We start from the raw sequence: 23,202 nt of genomic DNA, 5'->3' as shown, positions 1-23,202 counted from the left end.
ATTGAGTGAAAAATCAATTAAAATCAAGGACATAATTGTTTAATGAAAAAGCATCATATGGAAATAGCTAAAAAAGGGGTTCAATGTGCTTTCGGATTATCGCGACCAGGGAATTATTAAAGCTTGGGGAATGGGTATAAACAAAATACGGCCTATTCTAGATTGTATGGAAGCGGCAGATCTCGATATCTGTCTTTCCGCAACCCAATACTCTATTTTAGAGCATGAAGATGCCGTAGATCGCTTGTTGCCTGCTGTAAATAAAAATGGGGTAAAGCTAGTTTCCGGCGTTGCATATAACTCTAGGTTTATGGCCGGTAAGAATCGATACAATTACAAGGAACATATTCCAAAAGGCATGGAGGATAAACGCGCCCGCATAGCAGTCATTACTAAAGATCATGGCACCGATATCATTACCGCTGCAATGCACTTTGTATTGGCTTCAGATGAATTTGCAGCAATAATCTCAGAAATGAGTAAAACAACGTAAGTGGTAGATAACGTTGAGGTATTTTAAAGAAAGATACCAAACGATTTTTGGAAGGAGTTAAAGGAAGAAGGTCTTATATATGAAAAAGCCCAAACCTCTTAAGAAAAATAAAAAGCTTCCATATTAAAAATCAGCGAAACAGTTGCGAGAGATTGATTTTATTCAGTTGAGAATTCTAATATGGTCTTTGCAGAATTTGAATCAGAGCATTCAATTACAACTGTGTTGAGTAATGCAATTAGCAGGAATATGGATTCGTCCTGAAAATTATCGGGCTTGTTGGCTTAACTATTTTCTTTCTTGGTTTCTAAAATCGCGCTTTTTAGATTAAATCCGTTAGTTGCGATAAGTTCATATTCCCTAGGGTGTTTTATCATTTTAAAAATTGAATTTTTATTGGATTCTTAATATGCTATAAATTCTCATACAATTTACAAAGTATTGTTAATTGCATTTTTAATTTCTACCGATTACTTAAATTTAATACAAACTAATTTTAACCTAAATGTATTATTATGAGAGCATTATGTTATTACGGAAATGAGGATGTAAGAATCGATAACGTTCCAGATCCAAAAATTGAAGATCAAAGAGATATAATCATAAAGGTTACTTCAACTGCTATTTGCGGATCAGATCTGCACATTTATGGAGGTTTAATGCCTACTATGGAAAAGGGGGATATTTTAGGTCACGAATTTATGGGGGAAGTCGTAGAAATAGGCAAAGATGTCAAAAAATTTAAAAAAGGGGATCGGGTTGTAATTCCTTTTACCATTGCATGTGGACATTGTAATTACTGCGATGAAGATCTTTTTTCGCTTTGTGACAATTCTAATCCCAATGAAGAACTTTGTAAAGAAAATTTAGGTCATTCTATATCTGGACTTTTTGGTTTCTCTCATATGTTGGGAGGTTTTTCTGGTGGCCAAGCAGAATATGTTCGGGTGCCATATGCTGATGTAGGGCCTATAAAAGTTCCGGATTCGTTAAGTGATGATCAAGCTCTCTTTTTATCTGATATTTTTCCAACAGGATATATGGGGGCCGAAAATGCTAATATTAAGAAAGGTGATACCGTAGCAGTATGGGGATGTGGTCCAGTAGGACAATTCGCCATTCAAAGTGCTTGGATGTTGGGTGCTAAACGCGTAATCGCCATAGATGTGGTCAAAGAAAGACTAGATATGGCAGAGAAGCATGGAAAGGCAGAAGTAATAAGGACAGTTGATGCAGATGAAGTGTACTCGAAATTAATGGAAATGACAAAAGGAAAAGGCCCCGATTGCTGCATAGATGCTGTTGGAGCTGAAGCTCACGGTGCTGAAGGTTTCCAAAAGAATTTAGATGCTTCCCAACCAAGTGCATTAGCACAAATTTTCAAATCCTGTAAAAAGGCTGGAAATGTTTCTATTCCTGGGGTATATCTTGGAAAGGTAAAGGAACTACCCTTCGGGATTGCAATGAACAAATCCCTCAATTTGAAAATGGGCCAAACCCACATGCAACACTATTTGGAACCGCTTCTTAAAAAAGTTGTAGAGGGTAAAATAGATCCTTCATTTATTATAACTCATCGAATGAAATTAGAGGATGCACCTGAGGCTTATAAAAAGTTTAGAAATAAGGAGGATGGCTGCGTGAAAGTGGTATTGACTCCCTAATTAATTTTTTCACCTCTAATTAGAAATTATAAAATATGAGATCAATTTGGAATGGTTCCATTAGTTTCGGACTAGTGTCAATACCTATTAAGTTATATTCAGGTTCTGAAGATAGAAAGCTAGACTTGGATATGCTGGACAGGCACGACAAGGCTCGAATTAGATACAAAAGAGTAAATGAAGAAACCGGCAAGGAAGTAGAATGGAAAGACATTGTAAAGGGTTTTAAAAAAGATGATGCTTATATAGTTTTGGAAAAAGAGGACTTTGAACAAGCCAATTTAAAGAAAAATAAAACCATAGATATAGAAGAATTCATCAATGAATCTGACGTGGCTGATGTGCTTTTTAAAAAGCCCTATTTTCTAGAACCTCAAAAAGAAGGAGGTAAATCCTATAATCTATTGCGAGATGCTTTAAAAAAAACTAAAAAAGTGGGAGTTGCTACTTTCGTAATGCGCCAAAAGGAAAATCTTTGTCTTATTGGTATCTATAAGAAAGCACTTGTTCTGCATGTAATTAGATTTGATGATGAAATTCGAGATCCAGGTGAGCTTAAATTACCTACCATCAAGATTTCAAAAAAAGAAGTCGAAATGGCCATCAGTTTAATTGAGCAGTACACAGATAAATTCGATCTTGAAAAATATAAGGATATTTATAATGAACAGTTGATGAAGATCATTAAGTCAAAATCTACCGGGAAAGTTAAGAAACCTGAGAAATTTGAAAGTAAACCAACTCCTGCCACAGATCTAATGGCACAGCTTAAAGCCAGTTTGGAGAAGAAAAAGAAGAGTAAAGCTTCCTAATATAATGGCACTTGAAGATTATATTAAAAAGAGAGATTTTAAAAAAACACCTGAGCCTCCGGCAGAACTAAGCCATGATAATGCGGACAGGTTTGTGATTCAACGTCATAAAGCTAGTAGATTACATTATGATCTACGCCTAGAGCTAGAAGGAGTTTTAAAAAGTTGGGCCATACCTAAAGGCCCTTCAATGAATCCGGATGATAAGCGACTAGCTATCCAAACAGAAGATCATCCTGTGAAATATCTAAGCTTTCATGGTACAATACCAAAAGGTAATTATGGAGCTGGTATTATGAAAATTTGGGATGAAGGTAGGTATAGAATTGCACCGGAATATGGAGATATGGATCTTATCAGGCAATTTGAAAAAGGCGATTTAAAAATTGAATTTTTTGGCAAGAAGGTCAAGGGTACCTTTGCTTTAGTGCATACCAAACGCCGGGATGCAGATAATCACTGGTTGCTGATCAAGAAAAAAGACAAGTATTCTACAGACCTTGATTATGATGCTGAAGTTTTTATAGATGATTCCTCTCTTGCAAATAAGAAGAATACTGCAGTAAAGAAACTTAATCCTGACGAGTTTGTAAAGCCAATGTTAGCATCATCCATCAAAGATATTTTCAATGATAAGTCATGGGTGTATGAATTAAAATGGGATGGATATAGGGTTATGGCACATATTGAAAACGGGGAAGTGCATCTATATTCGCGAAATGGTATTTCTTATAATACCAAGTTCAAAGCACTGGCAAAGGATCTGGAAGGAGTAGAGCATGATGTGATTCTAGATGGAGAGGTGGTAATTGTAAATGAGGATGGTATCCCCCAGTTTCAAGCTTTGCAAAATTATGATGAAACGACTTCTGGAAGCCTGAGATATTATGTGTTTGATATGCTTTATCTCAATGGTCATAGCATGCTGGAACTTACTCTACTTGAAAGAAAAAGCCTGATTCCTGAGGTTATTGAAAATTTATCTTACACGCTTTATTGTGACCATATTGGAGGAATGGGGACAGCACTTTATAAAAAAGCCATTGATGCTGGAATGGAGGGAGTAATGGCCAAAAAAATCGATTCCACCTACTCACCGGGTTATCGCAGTGAGAATTGGTTAAAGATAAAGGCTGTGGAAACTGAAGAAGCTATAATTTGTGGATATACAGATTCTGTTGGGGGTGGAGGCGTATTTGGTAGTTTGATCTTGGGGATGTTCGTTGACGATAAAATGAAATACATTGGCAATTGTGGCTCAGGTTTTTCTGCTAGAGATCAACGGGAATTACTAGATCGATTTAAAAATCTTGAAGTTGAGGTTCATCCTTTTCAGAAAAAACCAAATTTAAAAGGCCGGAATCCTCATTGGGTAAAACCACTCTTGATTTGCGAGGTAAAATTTTCTGAATGGACAAAAAATGGGATCATGCGTCATCCGGTTTTTAAGGGAATTCGCAGTGATAAAATCCCTCAGGAGATTTCAGCTCCAATCATAAAAAAGCCAAAGAATACTACTAACATTTCTAAAACTAGCTCTAGCATTTTAGAAGTTGGAGGACTACAGGTTCCTATCTCTAATTTAGAAAAAGTATTTTGGCCGGATGATGGCTTTACCAAATATGACCTTATTGATTATTATCTCAATATCTCAGATTATATATTACCTTATTTAAAAGATCGGCCACAAAATCTCCACAGACATCCCAACGGCATCAATAGCCCTGGGTTTTATCAAAAGGACAATGAAAATCTACCTGAGTGGATTGAGACGGAAGATGTATTTTCAAAATCTTCGAATAAGATCATCAGTTATCTCTTATGTCAGAATGAAGCGAGCCTTTTGTATATGGCTAATTTGGGATGTATAGAGATCAATCCATGGCACTCTCGTGTAAATATTTTGGACTATCCAGATTATACTATTATCGACCTGGATCCTTCAAAAGAAAACACTTTTGAGGAAGTGATAATAGTGGCACAAGCCGCGAAAGAGGTTTTAGATATTGCTGAAATTAAAGGATTTTGCAAGACTTCAGGTTCTAGTGGACTGCATATTTATATTCCATTAAAAGCTCAATACACCTATGAAGAAGCCAGGAATTTTACTAAACTCCTTTGCTATTTCATTGAACAAAAAGTGCCAAAATTAACAAGTATGGTTAGGGCGGTGAAAGACAGAAAAGGAAAGATCTATCTGGATTATCTTCAAAACAGACAGGGGCAAACTATAGCTGCACCGTATTGTGTAAGGCCAAAAATAGGCGCTCCCGTTTCTGCACCTTTGGAGTGGAAAGAGGTTAAGAGCGGACTAAAAATCTTAGATTTTAATATCAAAAATTTTCAAACCAGAATTCAGGAAAAAGGAGATCTATTTGCTGAGGTGTTATCGCAGGAAACAGATATGATGGACGCGATCCAAAGACTAGAAAACTAGCATTAATTATTTTATTCTAAAAATCTCTTCCCCAAGTTATTTTGATTTTATTTCTCAGGAAAAATCCATCCCTGTAGACAGATCGATCTTATTGGGGGTGAGAATATCTCTAGGTTTAATGATACTAAAAGGGTTAATAATTTGATCTATAAGATTCTCAGGTAATTTCTCCAGAAAGTACTTAGAGGAAGCATCAGAAGAATTATCGGAATTATTCACTGTGTTTATTGAATTAGTATCGCGAGTAATATATAATTCATTCTTAGCTCTGGTTAAAGCAACATATAAGACTCGTCTATCTTCTTCAATACTTTCTTCACTATGGAGATTCCATGCGCTTGGATACACTTTAGGTGATACATTCAGCACATAGCACACATCAGATTCTAATCCTTTAGCTGAATGCACGGTAGATATTATTACATGATCTTTAATTTCACTATCATTTAACTGAGATCCCTCTAAAACAGGTTCCCCATTCAATTGTTTTGCGTTTTCAAGAATACCTTCAGAAATTAGCTGACCGATTGTTGAGTAATTGTCACCAAGCATTTCTAATACTGGGAAGTCAGATTTTCTTTTCTCCTCCCAATCCTTTCTATATTTAAAAGCCAAGGGCAACTCCATTTTGGAATAGGTTTCCTGAATGGCTTTCTTAACGTTCCCAGAATTTATAAAGATCGTATTATAAATTTCTCCAATTTTTTCTCCATCTGTACCACCAATAACATCTTCCAAATTCTGTGCGCATTCTAAAGGATCTTTAAATTCTAAGATTTTAGAAATATATTTACCTGCCTTAATTTCTCCAATACCATCCCAAAAAGTCAGAAATCGCATCCATCCAATTTCGTCATACACATTGTTAACTACTCTAAGGGCAGAGATCACATCTTTTATATGTGCCGCTTCCATGAATTTTCTTCCGCCGTAAGTTACATAAGGGATTTTCTTCTGAATAAAAACTGCCTGAAGAGGTTTGGTGTAGTAGGTGGATTTTGAAAGTATTAAATGATCGATAAAGTTTTTATTATTTTCTGTGAAGTTTTCAAGAATATTTTCAGCAATAAAGTTTGCCTCTTCCCATTGGCTGGCAACATTTATTAATTTGGGTTTAATACCCTCACCTCTTGTCGATATTAATTTCTTGTTGTAATCAAGACTTGATTCTTCTATCAACCAATTTGAAAGATCTAATATTTCTTGTGTAGATCTGTAATTTTTATCTAGTATTAGAACTTCAGATTCTGGAACTCTTTCTTTAAAAAGATGGACATTTTTAAAATCGGCACCTCTAAAAGAATAAATGGACTGAGCATCATCTCCAACACAATAAAAATTAGCAATTTGTAAGAAGGGTTCGAGTAAATACCATTGGAGCGGATTGGTATCCTGGAATTCGTCAATCAATAAATGCTTTACCTGATGAGAAAGAATAGTTCGTGCCTCTTCATCATTTCGCAATCTATTTGCAACTATCAATAAAAGATCATCATAATCCAGATATCTCCCATCTCCTTTTTTTATTTGATAAGCTTTAAGTAGGACTTCAACTTTAGGTCTAATAACAATCCTGTCCTAAATAAATTTTAACCACCTAAAAATTAATCATTTTACTGGTCTTCACCGCTGTTTTTATAGATTTTCAAAAAAGAACCCCTTGTATGCATTTATTTGGAGGCGGTTGTTCCTTCGCAAAAGGATTATCGAGCCATTGGTATAAATCCACTTTCACAAAAAGGTTAAGTCTAATAAAGGCTACCAAATTTGATAAGTACCAAGGGTGTTTTGCCTGTGTTTTAAGTGCTTTCAGGATTAGAATGGTAATCAGCGCAGTCCAAATCTGTATCATGACCGCATTTTGGCTAGTTCCAATGAAGGACTTTATGTGCAGTTGTTGTTTTATGTCCCTAAAAAAGATTTCCACTTCCCATCTGGCCTTGTAGAGTTCGGTTATGGTGTTTGCTGTCCAAGACGTTTGATTGGTAATGACCTCAATGGTCTGTTGGTTTTCCTCGTCCCATAGGGCAACCCTGCGCAATCTTTTAGGATATTTCCCTTTTGTTTTGGCGCCTGTCAGTTCAATGATCTCATCTTTTAGAAGGTGCTGGTGTTTGTTCTCTGGCAATTCCAGCTCTTTGATGGTTTTGAACTTTATGTTGTCCTTATGCCTGACCACAAAATAAACCCCGTTGCTGTCCCAAACATTCAGCAAGGCAAAATCATTGTAAAATCTATCGGCAACAATAACACTTCCTTTTAAAAGCGGAACATCGTAAGCCCCTTTGTTATCCGCTGTCTTGCCATCTGTAATATTTACATAGGCAGGTAGATGACCATCATAATCAAGAAGGGTGTGCATTTTTACCGCTCCCTTTTTAGTCTTGTATTTTGCCCAATCAAAAAGGCTTAGACAAAGACTTATGGTGGTAGCATCCAATAAGAATATTTTTGACTTTATTTTGAACTTGGTTCGCTTCATTTGCGCTTGCTGTCCCAGACTCTCCAACAACACGTAATAATAATCCCTAAAAAGCTCCCAGCTACGGTTTTTATTTTGATAGCTGACTGTAGATTTCGAGGGTGCTTTCAGCATCCCTAAATGGTTCAGGTTGCCTGTGGCAGAGCGAAGTCCATTGCTGATATCGCGTACAGATTGGCTCTTGGCAAATTGACAGAATAGCATTGAAACTAAGTGGGACCAACTATCGAATCCTTTTTGATGCTTATCACTTTGATGTGATTTTACTAATTTCTTGAATTTTGATGTGTCTAATTTTGAGATAATTTGAGAAAACAGGGTTATATTTATCATCAGAGAAAGGTTTTTTGTGTTGCACCATAAAGATAACTTTGTGGAACAAAATTTCCTTTCTCTTTTTTAAGCGTTTAGGACGCTATTGGTCTAATAATATCTATTTCGTCATTTGTTTCTTCATCCTTTTTCCCTTTAAAGACCTTTTCACGGATGGAGTTGGAAAGATTTTGTCTCGTATTTCTTCCATAAGAATATATATCGATTAATTGCTGGGGTTTTATGCGTATTCCTTTATACTCAATAACCTGATCTCCGCAAACCATCTTCATCACACTAAGTTGATCATCTGGATCTATCACTGTATAATTGGAAGCACCAAATAAATTGGGGTAACGCACAATTAACTGATTACACCAGGAATGAAAAGTAGAACCATTAAGGCTTTGTGCTTGATTATCTGATAAGGAAGATTTTACGCGCTCCACAATTTCATTTGCAGATCTCTTTGTAAAGGTGAGAATCTGTATTTTTTCTGGCGGCGTTCCTTGATCAATTAAATAAGCTGCTCTCCCAACAATACATCTGGTTTTCCCAGTTCCCGCCCCTGCCAGAACTAAAAGGTGTTTCCCTTTAAATTCAACAGCTTTTTTCTGTTTCTCGTTAAGGATATGATTCTCCAATTTCTTTTTTTGTAAAGATAAGAATTATTAAGCAAGTTGGAATATTTCCAATATGCGGAAAATTTCCTATTTTTGACGGAATGATATTTATCTATATTCAGTATATTCCACTAGGGGCAAAGACAAAAAATCCTTTCCGTTTAGTTCTTTATTCAAAGGACTTTGATCAGGATTATAGAGTTTTTACTATTAGACCGGAGCAGCCAATTCCTAAAAAGATTTATACGTTGTATGATCTAAATAGATTAGAATTATTAGCTAGCGAACCTTTTTGTAATTCCGCAGATGAGTTGATCGATTTATTTCGAGATCAAGAATTAATTTTTAGTGAAAGACTTCAATTCGATCTATTAAAGTCACAGTTTAGAAATATAGGCTATAACTTTAATCTGAAGCCAATAATTCTTTGGCCTTCAGGAAAAGAAGGGAACAGGAATTTAGAACAGATAAAAGAATTAGTTTCTGAGCGCCAACCGCTTAATAGTTTAGAATATGCTGAAGTCTTTTTAGATGTGATGAATAACTTCAAAAATCAGAAAAGCCAGCAATTAGAAGATTATAGGAATACAGATTTAAAACCTCAAAGTCATGAATTATCAAAATATAATAAAACACCTGGAGTTTACTTTTTCTTGAACGAACATGATGAGGTGATATATGTGGGCAAAGCGAAAAATATCCGAAAACGATTGCAAAGCCATTTTTCCAATACCTCTACGCAAAGTAATATTGACTATTCACAAGTAGAAAATATTGATGTTATCTATACCGGTAATGATATCATTGCACAACTGGTGGAAACTGCCAATATCAAAAGCTTAAAACCAAGCTATAATTCCCAACAAATATTAAATCCTGACCCATATATTATTACTTCGGCCACTACCGCAAAAGGCATTTCTAAAATAAAGATCACGCGAAAAGAATTTGAAGATAGCTTACCAGAAAAATATTTTAATAGAAAATCTGTGGTAGAATCTTTGGCAGACTTTTGTCAGGAATATAATTTGTGTAGGAAACATTCAGGTCTGGAAAATGTAAAAGGTCCCTGCAGTAATTTCACTAAAAAATTTAAGGGGTGTGTATGTTCGGGCGGAGAATCAATTGAGGAATACAATAAAAGATTTGAAATTGCCTTTGCTCAATTCCGAAGAAAAAAGACTAGAAAAATCTATAAATTGAAAGGTAGAAACAAGTCTGAAGATGCTTTTGTATATGAGTTAAATGGAATATATGAAGGATATGGATATATCGAAAAATCAGTTCCTATTTCAAGTTATAATGACATTTTGGGACACTTGATAAAACAAAATAATAATTACGATACCACTAGAATTATAAGTTCTTTAGGTATAATTGTGAGCAAACAAGATATTCTTTACATATAAAACACACTAAGTTTATTGTTTTAATTAATAGATTTGAATCATAAACTTCGTGGAGCAAAGTCCATATCCGTCCATTATCCAAGAAGAGTATTTCTGCAAATCATTAAGATATTTACTTTCTTGATTTTTATATTTTTTAACTGATATACTTATTTATTATTTTTCCCAAAAATGTAATAAAGCTTTCGCCGCTGGTCCAGCAGACAAAGGATTTTGACCTGTGATCAATAAACCATCAATTTTTGTGTGCGAAATAAATGGAACGGTTCCAGTATGATAATCTGCACCCAATTCCTTTAAACGGTCTTCCAATGTATAAGGGATATTATTGGATCTTAAAGCTAATTTTTCTTCAGTATTGGAAAATCCAGTAACTCGTTTTCCTTTTAAGATTGAAGGATCAAGTTCTGCTGCCTTAATCAAAGCTGCGGGACCATTACATACAGAAGCCACGGGCTTACCGTTAGATAGAAAATCTAAAATCAACTTTCCACTAAGTTCATTTGAAGCTAGATCAAACATTGGTCCATGCCCTCCAGGAAAGAAAACTGCATCATAATCTGAAGATGAAATCCCTTGCAATAGGAGAGTAGTGTTTAAAGCATTTTGAGCAGTAGGATCATCCTGAAATCTTCTGTTAGAACCCGTTATGTTTTCTGTCATTTCACTCATTGGGTCAATAGGAGGTTTACCGCCTTTAGGACTTGCCAAAGTAACTTGATGTCCGGCATCTATAAATTCGTAATAAGGGTCTGTAAATTCCCCAATCCATAATCCTGTCTTATTATCCGTATTTACTAAATCTTCATGAGATGTTAGGATCATTAATATTTTTTTAGAAGCCATTTCTATTATTTTTAATGCTTAGCTGTCGAGTTTCACAAGGTTGTTGATTAAGATCAGATTGTAAACTTAGGATTTTATTTTTAAATTCATTGGGTGTTGTTTTAAATAATTCAGGTTCTATTTTGTACCATTTTTCAACTGCTTGAAAAGGAGTTTTCACATTAAGTTCTTTTCTCAAAGAACCATGTCTCCTGTACAAATTATAGTAGCACAGGAACTCCATCATATCCTTCCCCATCTGCTGTTTGTTTTGATATTTTATTTTTAGGATGGTATTGTTTTTAATCGTTCCGTTGGCTCTTTCCACCATACCGTTCGTTTTTGGTGTTGCTGGTTTTGTAAGCCTATGTTCAATGTTGTTCTTCATGCATTTCACATCCATTTTAGAAGGCTTGTCACAAAGTTTTCCTTTTTTGGACATAATAAGCCTATTGGTGAATTCAAGTCCATTATCGGTTAAGATATGAGTGATATGGACCGGAAAGAAATCCAGGCATTTGTCCATGAAATCTTCTGTGCTCTCAGCCTTTTTATTTTCATAGACCTCATAGAACATAGTCCTGGTGGCCCTATCTATTGCCACAAATAAATAATATGACTGCCCTTCGAATTTGGGCAAATAGGTTACATCTATATTTAGGTACCCTGGTTTGTAGGCTTTGAATTTTTTGGCAATATCCCTCTTTTCCTGAGGTACTTTATTGATGTTTTCCTTCACAAAACAACGGTAGACAGAACTTCTTGAAATTGCCGGGTTACCCTCCAACAAAGATTCCCAGACCTCATCAATGGGTAGCCACGTGGAACTCCTCAAACTTATGGCAAGCGCTTTTTCCAAATCGGTCAAAGCATATATAATGTTATGGGGCGCACAGGAAACATCTTGGACGAAATCCCTGTTTTTCCATTTTGAAATAGTTTGTTTGGAAACGTTGAACCTTGATGCCAATTCGGAATTTGTAGCAGAATTGGTTTGAATTTGGGTACGAATATTTATATTCGTAGTGGCATTGAAATGATAGATTTGTTGCATAATTATTTTTATTTGTGGTAAAACAAAAATAATCAACTTTTTTATCTGACCCTTTCGGGGTTTTCTTTTTCGGCTACGCCTTCAAAGAAAACCCCGAAAGGGATGAAATGCCATCAACATTGTAGTGAAACTTTACAATTAATATTATAAAGTTAGTATATTATTTTGGTAATGATTAGAATGAAATCTCAGCGATTTTAAGTTAGTTGGACTTTCAACAAAACTTTTTCCATCACTATAAATTTTATGTTATTCTCTATTACTACTGCTGTGTATATTTTTAAAACAGCGGTTTTTTTTACAGATGAATTCACTTCAAAAGTCTAAACCATCTGAGGATAAAAGCTTGGTTATACCTTTTATCAAATTTCATTATCCTCATAGAGCTCTGTGATTTTTTCAATCTCTACATTAATTTCAGAATTTTCTGAAATAGCAGAGAGCCAAACTTCTGTCAAGATCTTACTTGTTGCACTGCAGGCCTGTAAACCATAAGAATAAGGTCTGCACCCGGAAGTATGAGTAAAGCTGATGTCATAAATATTATCGTTCGGATTGCCATTTTTATTTATTAACCTATATGCAGCATCAATATCTAAACCTCCAGTGTAAAGCAGAAGTTCGCTTTGTTCTTGAAAGACCAAATCCTTATTTATACTTTCTGGAAGTTCGTTAAGGTCTTTCAACGTCTTAAACTTGGCTCTGGCTTTTCTTACTTTTCCATCCTTGATGAGTGAAGGGAAAGGAAACTGTTCCAGTTCAATATTTTTCTGCCCGGCACAGTTAACAAACATTCTATAATTATACGTTTCCTTTGTTCCAACTTCCTTTTCAACTTCAATAAGTGTTCTATCGTCTTTTCCACTATCTTCAATCACTTCAGCTTTCCCTGTAACCAAATCTATACAACCTTCATCATAAAGTGCTAAAATGATATTGGCTGAAGCTAAAGGCAGCGCGGCGATTACATTCATCAGGAACGTCATTACTTCCCTACGAAAAAACAAATGATCTTCTGCAGGTAATAGCTCTGCATGAAAATTAAGACAATACATCAGGTCATCCAGTGTTTCCTTCCAATATATAGGTTTATTGTTATTTACAGAGTTTCTCGCTGCCACCCTTTCTTTGCGCATTCCTTCAAATGAATCGGAATATTCGTGCTCATCTGACATTATCTGAACAAAATCTTTGAAGCTTATGTTATCACTTTCAAGCCTTTCAACAATTTTAGGCATTGTATCTTTTTCAAAAGATCGAATTAATGCTTGTCTGCAAATCTTGTCAAAAAATGTATGTATTCTCAAATATCCATCATTATCTATAAGGGATAGTATTTCTTCCCTTTTAGCATGCCGGTATATTTCACGCATTGCATATTCCTGTTCGTATTGTAAATGCGGAAGCCAGCCTTCAGCCGAGTGCATTACTATCTTAAAACCTTGGGCATCGGGATTGAGTTTATAGATTAGCTCATCACCTTTTTCACTGAAGACCCCATGTCTATGTGCCAAAGAGCTTACAACATCAAAGGCGCTTAAGGATGCGCCTAGTGTACCAATTGAATAATTATAATATTCTCCCGATTCTGGCAATAATTTATGAATAGGCCAAGGGGATGAATAATATCCAATTTTCTCATTATCTTCTTCAAACCAATGATGCCCTGTGGAAATAATTACCTTTTCAAAATCTCTTGAGCCACCCTTTGAAGTTTTCACAAGTACTCGGTTAGTTTTCTCATCCATTAATATATCGAGAACTTCTTCCTCGTTAATTTGATGAACATTAATACCTTTCTCAGTTAACTCTTGAATGAGGATTGTGTATTGCTCATGAAAATATGCCCCTAGGGAGATGCGACTGTAAACCTTTGAATCATCGATAGGAAGATCTTTAATGTTCCAAGAAGCAAGCATTTCAGGTTTCTGCTCTCTCAACCAGTTGCCAAAGGTTTCTGGCAAATCCGGGATCTCTTCAGAGGAAATATTAGCAAGATTGTAGATATCGGTTGTCTCAGGATTATAAGGCATGCCCATTCCCATATGAATTCCCTTCTCAAAAACACTGATCTCCTGAATGAAAATTTTGAGCTTTTCCAGATGATCAATTATATGTTTTAGTAAGTAAATTGCAGTGGCACCAGAGCCTATAATTGCAATGTTTTTTTTATCCATGAGATATCTTAGGCATTAGATATTAAAGATATCTAATTCATAAATCCGTTAGAGTTATAGAAAATATAAATTTTAATGCAATAGGATTTATTTTAAATAAGCTCTGTAAGAATTTATTTGATTGGAATAAGGTAAATAAATTGTATATCCGTTTAGAGTCCAGTGACCAAATTATTCTATCTGAAATGGTCGCGTCACGCTGTCCCGAACCTTCGGGAGTTTCAGGGTCTTATACCACATATTTGAGATGCTGAAACAAGTTCAGCACGACGGTAACAACCTGTAATTAATTAATAAAAATTATTTACTGGAACAAAAGCGGACATACAGTAAATAAAAAAGGAAAATTGAAAACGGATAATTGTGAGTTGATTAAATAAAATGAAAATGCTTTCAAAAGAGAAGGTTAATCTGATGGATTTAAATCACAAACTCTTCATAAATTCATATAATAATAGCACATCTTCAACTGGATTTTTTAAGGATCGCGCTTATTTTTATTAATTTAGAACAAACCTTTTACCATGAACGAGAAAAATTCTGTTGAAGCGATTATTGAGAAGCATGAAGCTTCCGGGAAATATTTTGATATTAACGGCATAAAATGTTTTGCGCTTGACCAAGGAAGTGGTGAAGCCGTTCTTTGTCTGCACGGTGTTCCCACTTCTTCTTTTTTATACCGAAAAATTGTACCGGCACTTGCCGAAAAAGGTTATAGGGGCGTGGCAATTGATTTTCCCGGATTAGGGTTTTCTGACAGACCAGAAAATTTTGATTATTCTTTTTCTTCTTTTGCTAAGTTTGGTGCCGAAGCGGCTAAAAATCTAGGTTTGGATAAATATCACCTGCTAATTCATGATGTTGGTGGCCCTGTTGGTTTTGCGCTTGCTGCAGAAAATCTAGATAAAGTTTTGTCCATTACTATTCTTAATACCTGGATAGATGGGGTGAATTTTATAAAGCCTTGGCCAATGCGACCTTTTGAGAATTCTGTTTTGGGTGAGATAGAACTGGCTACCCTGATACACACTACCTGGCAAATAATGTTCAACAAAATGGGGGTAAATGATAGTTCGGGAATTCCGAAAAATGAAATTAATGCTCATCTCGATATTTTAAAACGTGACGATGGTGGGGATGCTTTTCTAAAACTTATGAGAAATTTTGACGATTCAAAAGAATTTAGAAGTTTGTGTTATAAGGCAGTGCAAGAGGTGCCTTATCCAGTTCAGGCAGTCTGGGGAGCAGACGATCCATTCTTAACCCTCGATCATCACGGACAGGAAATCAAAAAGGCGGCGGGACTATCAAAAATTCATGAATTGAGTTCACGTCACTTTTTACAAGAAGAAAAGCCTTTGGAAATAGTAGAAAAGCTTGAAGAGATCATTGAATTATCTAAGCAAATGATGCCAAGATAAAGTCATATTTTAGAAGCTTTTCGTTTCAATTACCACCAAATATAACGGCATTATTTAATTTATATATTGATATATCACGCATAATGAGGTATATCTCTAGCTAGATGCCATATACTATTTAAGATCACGAATTATTATCTGCATGAAAAAAGGTCTAGTTTGGTTTAAGAATGATTTGCGACTACATGATAATGAGGCACTCTGCCAGTCCATAGCCAATTGCGATGAGTTAATTTTTTGCTATTGTGTAGAAAAAAGTTTATTCAAGGATCTAAAATTGGGCTTTAAGAAGTCTGGAATAAATAGATTCAAATTTCTTGAAGAATCGGTAAACAATCTAAAATTTAAACTAGAAGGATTAGACGGTCACCTTCTTATCAGTGAGATTACAGCTTCAGAATTTATTCCAGAGATTATAAATACGTATGATATTACCGAAATTTTTGGTGAATGTGAATATGCTTATGAAGAATTACAATTAGTTGATTCCGTTCAGAAAAAATTACCCAAAGTCACATTTAATTTTTACTGGGGTAAAACATTATATCACATAGATGATATTCCTTTTAAAATTTCTGAAATCCCGTTAACTAGTAAAGCTTATAGAATACCAACCTCCAAAGAATCCAGTCCTAGAATTCCTTTTCAGGCTCCGTCGATTTTGAAATCGATTCCCAATATTTCCAGTACTGATTTTCCTAGCTATGCTGATTTCGGATTTTCGAAAGCTGAATATGATAATGTTTCGGTGTTTGTAAAAGGCGGAGAAGATAATGGTCTGGAACGATTACAATATTACACTTTCAATTCTGAATTACTTACCGGTTACAGATGGACCAGAAATAAATCTTTGGGCTTGGATTACAGCTCAAAATTTTCTCCATATCTGGCTCTGGGCTGTTTATCTCCAAGAGAAATTTATAGTGCTGTTAAAAAGTATGAAGAGCAAATCAAGAAAAATCAAAGCACCTGGTGGATAGTTTTTGAACTTGTTTGGAGAGATTATTTCACATTTAAAGGTATGCGATTTGGAGACATGATATTTAAAACTGAAGGCTTCAAGAAAAAGAAAGTTGAGTTTGAAAATGATATTAAACTCTTTAAAAGATGGTGTGAAGGTCAAACTGGAATTCCGTTTATTGATGCACATATGAGACAGCTCAATGAAACTGGTTATATGAGCAATAGAGGGCGAGTGAACTGTGCGAGTTATTTTGTGCATGACTTAAATATCGATTGGACCTGGGGGGCAGCATATTTTGAAAGCAGACTTATAGATTATGATGTAAGTGCAAACTGGTTAAACTGGCACGTACAAGCATATGAAATTTACTATACCAATCCTGTGCACCAATCCAATAAGTATAAAGCTCAGGAATATATTAGATTATGGATTCCAGAGTTAAAGGACAAAAATGATGTAGAAGTTCTAATTCCTTGGGAATTTGAAATTGCATCCTATCCAAAGCCGATTGAAATATATAAGAAATGGACAAGAGCAATTAATCTAATTAAGAAATTAGAGATTGAATAAATTATTGTCTTAAAACCAATCGGCTAAAAATTATAAGCTGATACTTAAAATTTTATTCCATATATCTTTTTTTGTTCGATAACAAAATATAGACAGTAAAATTGATGCCGTCACTTTGTCCCAAACCCTTCTGAGTTTAAGGAACTCAATTTCTACAAAAAATGCCTATTTTAATATTCAATGATTCCTATCAAAATAGCATCACAGGAATCATTGAATATAATTTGTTGAAAACTGCCCACTGGAACTAAAGCGGATACAGATCAAATTTTCTTTTTCAAAATAACTTAAATATTAATACTAATTTCTTAAAATCTGCAAGAGCACCAGTAGCCATAGTAATTATGAATGAATAGAAATTAAATGATTTTAGATTAAACTTATCTATTCCCCAAAAAATTAGAGTAAGAATTGGTAAAATAAATAGCGCTATTATCATGGGTAGCCATAAAATTTCGAATACTGCACCCACTACTGCAAAATGATACACATCGATAAATTGAACCAGACACCAGAAAGCAGAGGTCAGGAAACTCAGTATAAAAACTATTTTAGATTTAATTAATTTAACCTCTGCAGTCATGTTTAATAAAATTCTTGTCCTTTATCTGTAAAATCAAATCTGCTCAACAAATTTCGAAAAGACTTTTTTATGATGATCAAGATCCAAATTAGGAGATACTGATACACGGGCTATATAATCTTTGTCACCTTCCTTAGTTGTCCCTTGAGTAGATGTTGCAGGTATCGTCCAATAGCATCCTTTTAACTGACCATAGCTCACACAGTACTTACTTTCATTCGGGATTTCTGTAATCATTAAATTGATTAATTCAAGATTCAACTCCCTTTTGTAAGCTTCTCTTTCTTCATCAGAATTCCCTTTAGTTGGAAGATCTAATGAAAATACAGATGGGGTAAAGCCTTCTTGTGCTAATTCTTCTGAAACAAAATTGATTTTTGCAGTTGGTAAAGTCTGCTTGATAAAGTTTACAAATTCACGTGTATTCTTATAAGCATCATTAATCCTTTGATTCATTGAAGGTAGCTGTTTTGCTAATATTTCAACCTGAAGATCTGTAGCTTCGTTATCGCAAAGCCTCAAATGCTTATCTATTTTTTCCATCAAAGCTTCCCCTTTTTTATTTGCTACACAGTAGCCGGCAGTACATTTTCCTCCACTTGGAAATTTCGATCCACTTACATATGAAATCGTTCTGATCGCTGAGAGGATTCCATCTTTACTTAGAAATTGTATGTTAGGACAAAATGTTTGATCTAAAATAAAAACAGGATCGATAGCAGCTTCACCAGATTCAGTTTTACGAGTTTTACTTAAAACATCTCTTAATTTTTCTAGATCTGGAACTTCAACTCTGGGGTTTGTTGGAATTTCAGCAATTATATATGGGATAGCATCTTCGCTAGCAATTTTATCTAAAACGGTATCGATACTTTGCACCATATCGTTATCACCATCCACTGGTAAGTCCACTACTTCAACATTATCAGTACAAGCAGCAACTCGCCTTGCCTGGTCATTTGTGCCGCCATAACAATTTGGAGGAACAATAAATTTGATAGCTTTTCCTTTATGATTTTCTAAAGCATCGTGAATGAGCCCCATCATAATCGCGTATTGAACAGATAGGCCACAAGAACCAAGCAGCGCTTTTGAATTTGTAGCGGTAATCTCCTTAATTGAATCTACTACACTTGCTTCGTTTATTTCGGGATTACTTTTCTCATAATTAGAAGAAGACTTTCCTATTAATAGCTGCAAGGCAGAAAAACAATCGGCTGGTGTCATCGCAATGGTCTCTCTTCTTCGAACATGCTGAATTTCTGATATATAACTCTCATTTTCTTCAGCATTTACGACTAAAACACTTCCAAGCTGTGAGTGTAGGCTGATAAAAAAGTCAATATTTTCTGAGAGTTCTATAGCGCCGATTTCATTTTGTTGCGAAATGAAGATGGTACTGCCTTTATCCCGATAGCTATCGGGACTAGAAATGGCTGAAGCTTTCTCTACTTCCTTTAGTTCAAATTTATAACCATAAACTCGGCGCACTACTTCAGCATCAAAAAAGTCAGGTAATTCACCTGTATATATAATTTGTGTGTTTTTATTATCTAATGAATTTTTTCTTAGAATAGCTAAAATAGGTATTGTCTTAGATGAAAAACTTATTACATTATTTGGTTTTATATTATTTAAGTTAGCAATTCCCCATTCTAATATACAAGATAAGGGATGACCTAATCTAATATAGTCGTAAGCTGTGGGTAATATATTTAGTGCAGATGTATCAGAATTATTGCTTTCATATAAGGTTTCAAACTGTTCTAGGAATTGAGTTTTTGCCAATCCTTCATCATAAATATCCAGTCGATGCGTTGTTAGATTCAACCAGCTAGTTGGCATATTCTCTAACACATCTTTAATATAATTTAGCATTTTATTGTCTTCCATAATTTCAACTTTTGATATGCCGATAATATACACAAATCAGATTTTTTTAAAGTGTTATAAGTCGCTTTTTAATTTGAAACTAACGCGATATTATATTAAACTTAACTTTTAAAAAGATGCTAGCTTTTAGGTATACTACCGATCCGTCCCGACGTTTCAGGATTATATTTTGTTTTAACTTATCAAAGCACCTGTTTTTCAAAGATGTCTTCTAATGTTTTTTGTGGATTATCGCTTAAACCCGGATGAGTTTTAGAGCTTTGAATAATGGTACTTCTACAAGCTGTTAACCATCTGAACCGATCTGATAATTCCATAGCGCCTATTTTTCCTCCAGCAGCTGCGCCATCGCAAACTAATTCCCAGGCCTTTAAATAATCTTCAAAGAAATCTAATTCTAAACCTGGGGAGAAAGCTTTTAATTTATCTGGATTAATATGGTATTTGATACCTATAAACTTTTTCCGTTTGCAAAATAAAATAACCCCGACGTTAAAGAATTCTTCTCGTTCTACTCTGGGAACAATTCTTATTATCGCATATTCAAATGTATATTTATCTTGCATCTATAGCTTCTTTAATTAGTAGATCAATCTTAGAAAGACGTGTGTTTAGAAATTGAATATATGCTTCCCTCATTTCGCTGCTAGTCATAGTATCAGATTCGCTCAAGAGCCAGTCTTCTGGTATGCTAGAGATGATTTCTATAATTCTATCTTGATTGATGAACTGTAGAATCTCTTTTGAAGCTTCTTCCAATTGGGTTGCCTTTTGCAAAAGTACATGGTCCTTTATAAGAGGAAAAGTTCTAGTAAGATGATTTTCCCAAGTTTTCCAATCATGATGGAAATAAAAACTTGCACCATTATCAATCACCCAAAGCTCCTTATTCCAGTGTAGTAAATTGGTGTTTTTGGCAGTCCTGTCTATGTTGCTAATAATACTATCTAATAAGACCACTTTTGAAGCGGTTAATGCATCTACTTCACTTACCAAAGGGTCAAATGTAATGGAACCTGACAAAAAATGTAAACCAAGATTTAATCCGACACTAAATCTAAGTAGGTCTTGAATCTCCTCATCTGGTTCTGTCTTACTGAATGAATCATCCAGATTCATAAACACCAATTCAGGAACTTTTAAACCTATAGAGCGTGCCAGTTCTCCACCTATAAACTCGGCTATGAGTGCTTTTTTACCTTGTCCAGCACCTCGAAATTTAATTACATAAAGGAAACCATCATCTGCCTTAACAATTGCTGGTAGGGAGCCGCCTTCTCGTAAAGGTTGTACATATTGCACCACATTTACCGTGCGAATATCAATTTTATTCATAGATCTAAATTACTAAATATATAGAAGGTGGGTCTAGGTTTTTACTATGGATCTACCGTGGATATATCTTAATATTTATGCGAAGTTTTGTAAGTCGATTGGTGAAGAATCAATAGCTTGAATCTGTGATCTTAGACTAATAGTATCTGAAATTAAGGAAGAAAAGTTTAGTTTTTCACCTCAGTTCCTAGTTAATCACTGGCTTTTTTGTTTCAGCCTTACCAAATCCTGCTGAATTATTCTTGGGTGCTTTTGCTGCATGTATGCTGAAGAATGTTGAACGTTTTTCAGATATAATGAAATTTGCCTATACAAATGCTATTCTAGAAGTCAATGGGGCACGTCTTGAAAATCCGCCAAGGATGGACAATATAGATTACAATTTAACTATTCAAAGTTGCGATAATAAGATTAATACAGCTTTATTAAAAAAGAACATTGAAAAGTTTGGCACTATCTACAATACCATGAAAATATCCTGTTCCATTTCAGGCATTATAAATACGGTTAATAATATTTGATTGGGTACAAAATAGAGTAGATTGGTTGGTCTATAGTATCTTAAATTTCAATAAAGGACAACTTACATTGGCAGCTCATTCCCAACAACAGGATTGGGTGATTTCAATTTTTAGTAGTTAAGACGTATAGACATTTGCAGAACTCCGCCGTCAAGTCAAAATGCCAATTTGCCAGCATGTTGCAAAAGTCATCTTTAAAGTTGCAATGTCAAGTCGTCCTATCGCCAAAACGCAACTTTTACTCGACAGCCTATTTAATGCAAATCAAATTATTGAAGTATTTCTTTGAGCACTAAACACAAAAACCTTTTACGCTTAATGGTTTAACTAAGATTTTCAGGAAGTAGCCACTACTAACTCGAGTCTATTACTCCTGATTGAAGATAGAGGAATTCTTTGACTTACCAATCTCATGGATTTCATAAGTCATTAAAGACAATTTATATATCCAACGTCCGGAGGGCCGCTCTATCCATATTTAAAGTAGATTTTTTTCTAAAACATCTAGTGGTATGGTCACGAAAAAATTACCTTAATAACAATGAGTTATTTTACATATTTTTCTAAGAACTGCTTTTTGGAGTCTCTGTAAGAAGAGACCGCTCCTATTTTTGAAAGGCAATAGATATAAATCCACGCAGTGTCAATTTGATAGGGGAGAAATCCAGCTCTTGCACTACCTGGGTAGAGGTGATGGTTATTATGCCACTCTCCTGAAAACAAGCCCGGCCTAGTCTGGTTGATGGACAAGTTTCTCCTGTCGAAATCTATACCATCTTTATGGGCTACTTTCCCCTTTCCGTGCCCCGTATAATTAAAAGCACGAACTAGAATATACCAAAACATGGCTCCACTAAAGGTGGTGACCACCAAAGCACTGCCGCCTATGGCATAAAAAACAGAAATCCAAAAAGCCCAATTAATTGCCCATAAACCAAAAGTATATAGCGGTGTGGCGAGCGTCCCCCATTTTTGGTAATTTTTATAGCTATGTATTTGCACACCCGTATTTGATAAAAAATGTTTCAGCTTTCCATATTCTCTTTCATCCAAATTCCTTGCAATGCTTTGATGATTAAAATCTGCAAGCATGCAATACCAAAAACCAGCTTTGGCATTGTAAGGGTCTCCTGGTAGGTCGGATTTTGAATGGTGCACATGGTGGGAAATCACATATACCTCTTCTGCGAAGGTTCTAATGACTAGGTTTTGGGTAATGAACCTCCAGATAGGGTGACTGAAGGTATAAGACTTATGGGTGCTATACCGATGGTACCAAATGGTGCCATGAGTACTCATGACAATCATTGCATAAAATAAGAAAATAAATAAAGTAAGGAAGCTCAGGTATTGGGTTATAAAAAAATAAAAGAAAGGCAACATGCAAGCAAGCATTAATATTCCAGAAGCAGGGAGCCAATTTTTTCGACTTTGGAATATATTTGTCTTTTTTAAGGCTTCACTAAAAAGCACCTTGTTTGTTGGGGTCACTAATGCCCCAGTTTTATCTTTCCAGCCATAGGATGGTTCATGAAGTATTTTGTCTATAAATGCCATAGTTTGTTTTCAATCTTCTAAAGAACAATTGCCTTCACAAAAGTGTATGCTAAGGGGGCAAGATATACTT

General features: G+C 35.0%; 19 protein-coding genes. 8 read left to right on the top strand and 11 right to left on the bottom strand.

The window, feature by feature from the left end; genetic code table 11:
• The first annotated feature begins 85 nt into the window (after nucleotides 1-85).
• From H033_RS20570 to ligD, 4 genes are all read left to right on the top strand, one after another.
• Complete coding sequence (locus H033_RS20570) at nucleotides 86-493, top strand: aldo/keto reductase (RefSeq protein ID WP_196809464.1); 408 nt, start codon at nucleotides 86-88, stop codon at nucleotides 491-493.
• Between the two features lie 515 nt (nucleotides 494-1,008).
• Nucleotides 1,009-2,157 (top strand): zinc-dependent alcohol dehydrogenase, encoded by a 1,149-nt coding sequence (locus H033_RS0117165; RefSeq protein WP_026839399.1) that lies wholly within the window; start codon nucleotides 1,009-1,011, stop codon nucleotides 2,155-2,157.
• Nucleotides 2,158-2,192: 35 nt separating this feature from the next.
• Entirely contained in the window at nucleotides 2,193-2,969 is a 777-nt protein-coding gene (locus H033_RS0117160) for a Ku protein (protein WP_026839398.1), read from the top strand.
• 4 nt (nucleotides 2,970-2,973) lie between these two features.
• On the top strand, nucleotides 2,974-5,406 hold the full coding sequence (gene ligD / locus H033_RS0117155; protein ID WP_026839397.1) for a DNA ligase D: 2,433 nt from the start codon (nucleotides 2,974-2,976) through the stop codon (nucleotides 5,404-5,406).
• Nucleotides 5,407-5,460: 54 nt separating this feature from the next.
• On the opposite strand, the gene H033_RS20565 is transcribed toward ligD, so the two are convergent.
• From H033_RS20565 to H033_RS0117140, 3 genes are all read right to left on the bottom strand, one after another.
• A complete protein-coding gene (locus H033_RS20565) occupies nucleotides 5,461-6,972 on the bottom strand; it encodes an ATP-dependent helicase (protein ID WP_262489326.1) in 1,512 nt (503 codons plus the stop codon).
• Nucleotides 6,973-7,051: 79 nt separating this feature from the next.
• The gene (locus H033_RS0117145) at nucleotides 7,052-8,224 is read right to left on the bottom strand and encodes an IS4 family transposase (protein ID WP_196809473.1); all 1,173 of its coding nucleotides are present in this window, start codon (nucleotides 8,222-8,224) and stop codon (nucleotides 7,052-7,054) included.
• A 71-nt stretch (nucleotides 8,225-8,295) separates the two neighbouring features.
• Complete coding sequence (locus tag H033_RS0117140) at nucleotides 8,296-8,844, bottom strand: UvrD-helicase domain-containing protein (protein ID WP_026839395.1); 549 nt, start codon at nucleotides 8,842-8,844, stop codon at nucleotides 8,296-8,298.
• Between the two features lie 80 nt (nucleotides 8,845-8,924).
• On the opposite strand from H033_RS0117140, the gene H033_RS0117135 reads away from it, so the two are divergent.
• Complete coding sequence (locus tag H033_RS0117135; RefSeq protein WP_081661896.1) at nucleotides 8,925-10,232, top strand: GIY-YIG nuclease family protein; 1,308 nt, start codon at nucleotides 8,925-8,927, stop codon at nucleotides 10,230-10,232.
• A gap of 156 nt (nucleotides 10,233-10,388) precedes the next feature.
• On the opposite strand, the gene H033_RS0117130 is transcribed toward H033_RS0117135, so the two are convergent.
• The 3 genes from H033_RS0117130 to H033_RS0117120 all read right to left on the bottom strand — a co-directional run bounded on the left by H033_RS0117130 (nucleotide 10,389) and on the right by H033_RS0117120 (nucleotide 14,288).
• Nucleotides 10,389-11,078, bottom strand: coding sequence for a type 1 glutamine amidotransferase domain-containing protein (locus H033_RS0117130; RefSeq protein WP_026839393.1), 690 nt, complete (start codon nucleotides 11,076-11,078; stop codon nucleotides 10,389-10,391).
• A complete protein-coding gene (locus tag H033_RS20560; protein WP_051228041.1) occupies nucleotides 11,068-12,111 on the bottom strand; it encodes a DDE-type integrase/transposase/recombinase in 1,044 nt (347 codons plus the stop codon). Before H033_RS20560 ends, H033_RS0117130 begins: the two co-directional genes overlap by 11 nt.
• Nucleotides 12,112-12,473: 362 nt before the next feature.
• Nucleotides 12,474-14,288 (bottom strand): FAD/NAD(P)-binding protein, encoded by a 1,815-nt coding sequence (locus H033_RS0117120; RefSeq protein WP_026839392.1) that lies wholly within the window; start codon nucleotides 14,286-14,288, stop codon nucleotides 12,474-12,476.
• 524 nt (nucleotides 14,289-14,812) lie between these two features.
• Between H033_RS0117120 and H033_RS0117115 the strand changes: the two genes are divergently transcribed.
• The gene (locus H033_RS0117115; RefSeq protein ID WP_026839391.1) at nucleotides 14,813-15,709 is read left to right on the top strand and encodes an alpha/beta fold hydrolase; all 897 of its coding nucleotides are present in this window, start codon (nucleotides 14,813-14,815) and stop codon (nucleotides 15,707-15,709) included.
• Between the two features lie 142 nt (nucleotides 15,710-15,851).
• Complete coding sequence (locus tag H033_RS0117110) at nucleotides 15,852-17,243, top strand: DASH family cryptochrome (RefSeq protein ID WP_026839390.1); 1,392 nt, start codon at nucleotides 15,852-15,854, stop codon at nucleotides 17,241-17,243.
• Nucleotides 17,244-17,520: 277 nt separating this feature from the next.
• Here the strand turns inward: H033_RS0117110 and H033_RS0117105 are convergent, their stop codons facing one another.
• From H033_RS0117105 to H033_RS0117090, 4 genes are all read right to left on the bottom strand, one after another.
• Entirely contained in the window at nucleotides 17,521-17,826 is a 306-nt protein-coding gene (locus H033_RS0117105) for a hypothetical protein (RefSeq protein ID WP_026839389.1), read from the bottom strand.
• Nucleotides 17,827-17,859: 33 nt separating this feature from the next.
• Nucleotides 17,860-19,719 carry a PLP-dependent transferase gene (locus H033_RS0117100; protein WP_026839388.1) on the bottom strand — a complete coding sequence of 620 codons (1,860 nt, stop codon included), beginning with the start codon at nucleotides 19,717-19,719 and terminating at the stop codon, nucleotides 17,860-17,862.
• A 182-nt stretch (nucleotides 19,720-19,901) separates the two neighbouring features.
• The gene (locus H033_RS0117095) at nucleotides 19,902-20,285 is read right to left on the bottom strand and encodes a DUF3037 domain-containing protein (RefSeq protein WP_026839387.1); all 384 of its coding nucleotides are present in this window, start codon (nucleotides 20,283-20,285) and stop codon (nucleotides 19,902-19,904) included.
• Nucleotides 20,275-21,054 (bottom strand): HipA family kinase, encoded by a 780-nt coding sequence (locus H033_RS0117090; RefSeq protein ID WP_026839386.1) that lies wholly within the window; start codon nucleotides 21,052-21,054, stop codon nucleotides 20,275-20,277. The genes H033_RS0117095 and H033_RS0117090 overlap by 11 nt, the downstream gene beginning before the upstream one ends.
• A 194-nt stretch (nucleotides 21,055-21,248) precedes the next feature.
• Here H033_RS0117090 and H033_RS20555 point away from each other — a divergent pair, with 194 nt between their 5' ends.
• Nucleotides 21,249-21,575 (top strand): OsmC family protein, encoded by a 327-nt coding sequence (locus tag H033_RS20555; protein WP_262489325.1) that lies wholly within the window; start codon nucleotides 21,249-21,251, stop codon nucleotides 21,573-21,575.
• A 546-nt stretch (nucleotides 21,576-22,121) separates the two neighbouring features.
• Here H033_RS20555 and H033_RS0117075 read toward each other — a convergent pair.
• Complete coding sequence (locus H033_RS0117075) at nucleotides 22,122-23,132, bottom strand: fatty acid desaturase (RefSeq protein WP_026839385.1); 1,011 nt, start codon at nucleotides 23,130-23,132, stop codon at nucleotides 22,122-22,124.
• Nucleotides 23,133-23,202 lie beyond the last annotated feature (70 nt).

Source organism: Gillisia sp. JM1 (assembly GCF_000424645.1).
Lineage (GTDB): Bacteria > Bacteroidota > Bacteroidia > Flavobacteriales > Flavobacteriaceae > Gillisia.
The sequence above is the reverse complement of the archived record's forward strand: the minus strand, read 5'-3'. Positions and strand labels throughout refer to the sequence as shown.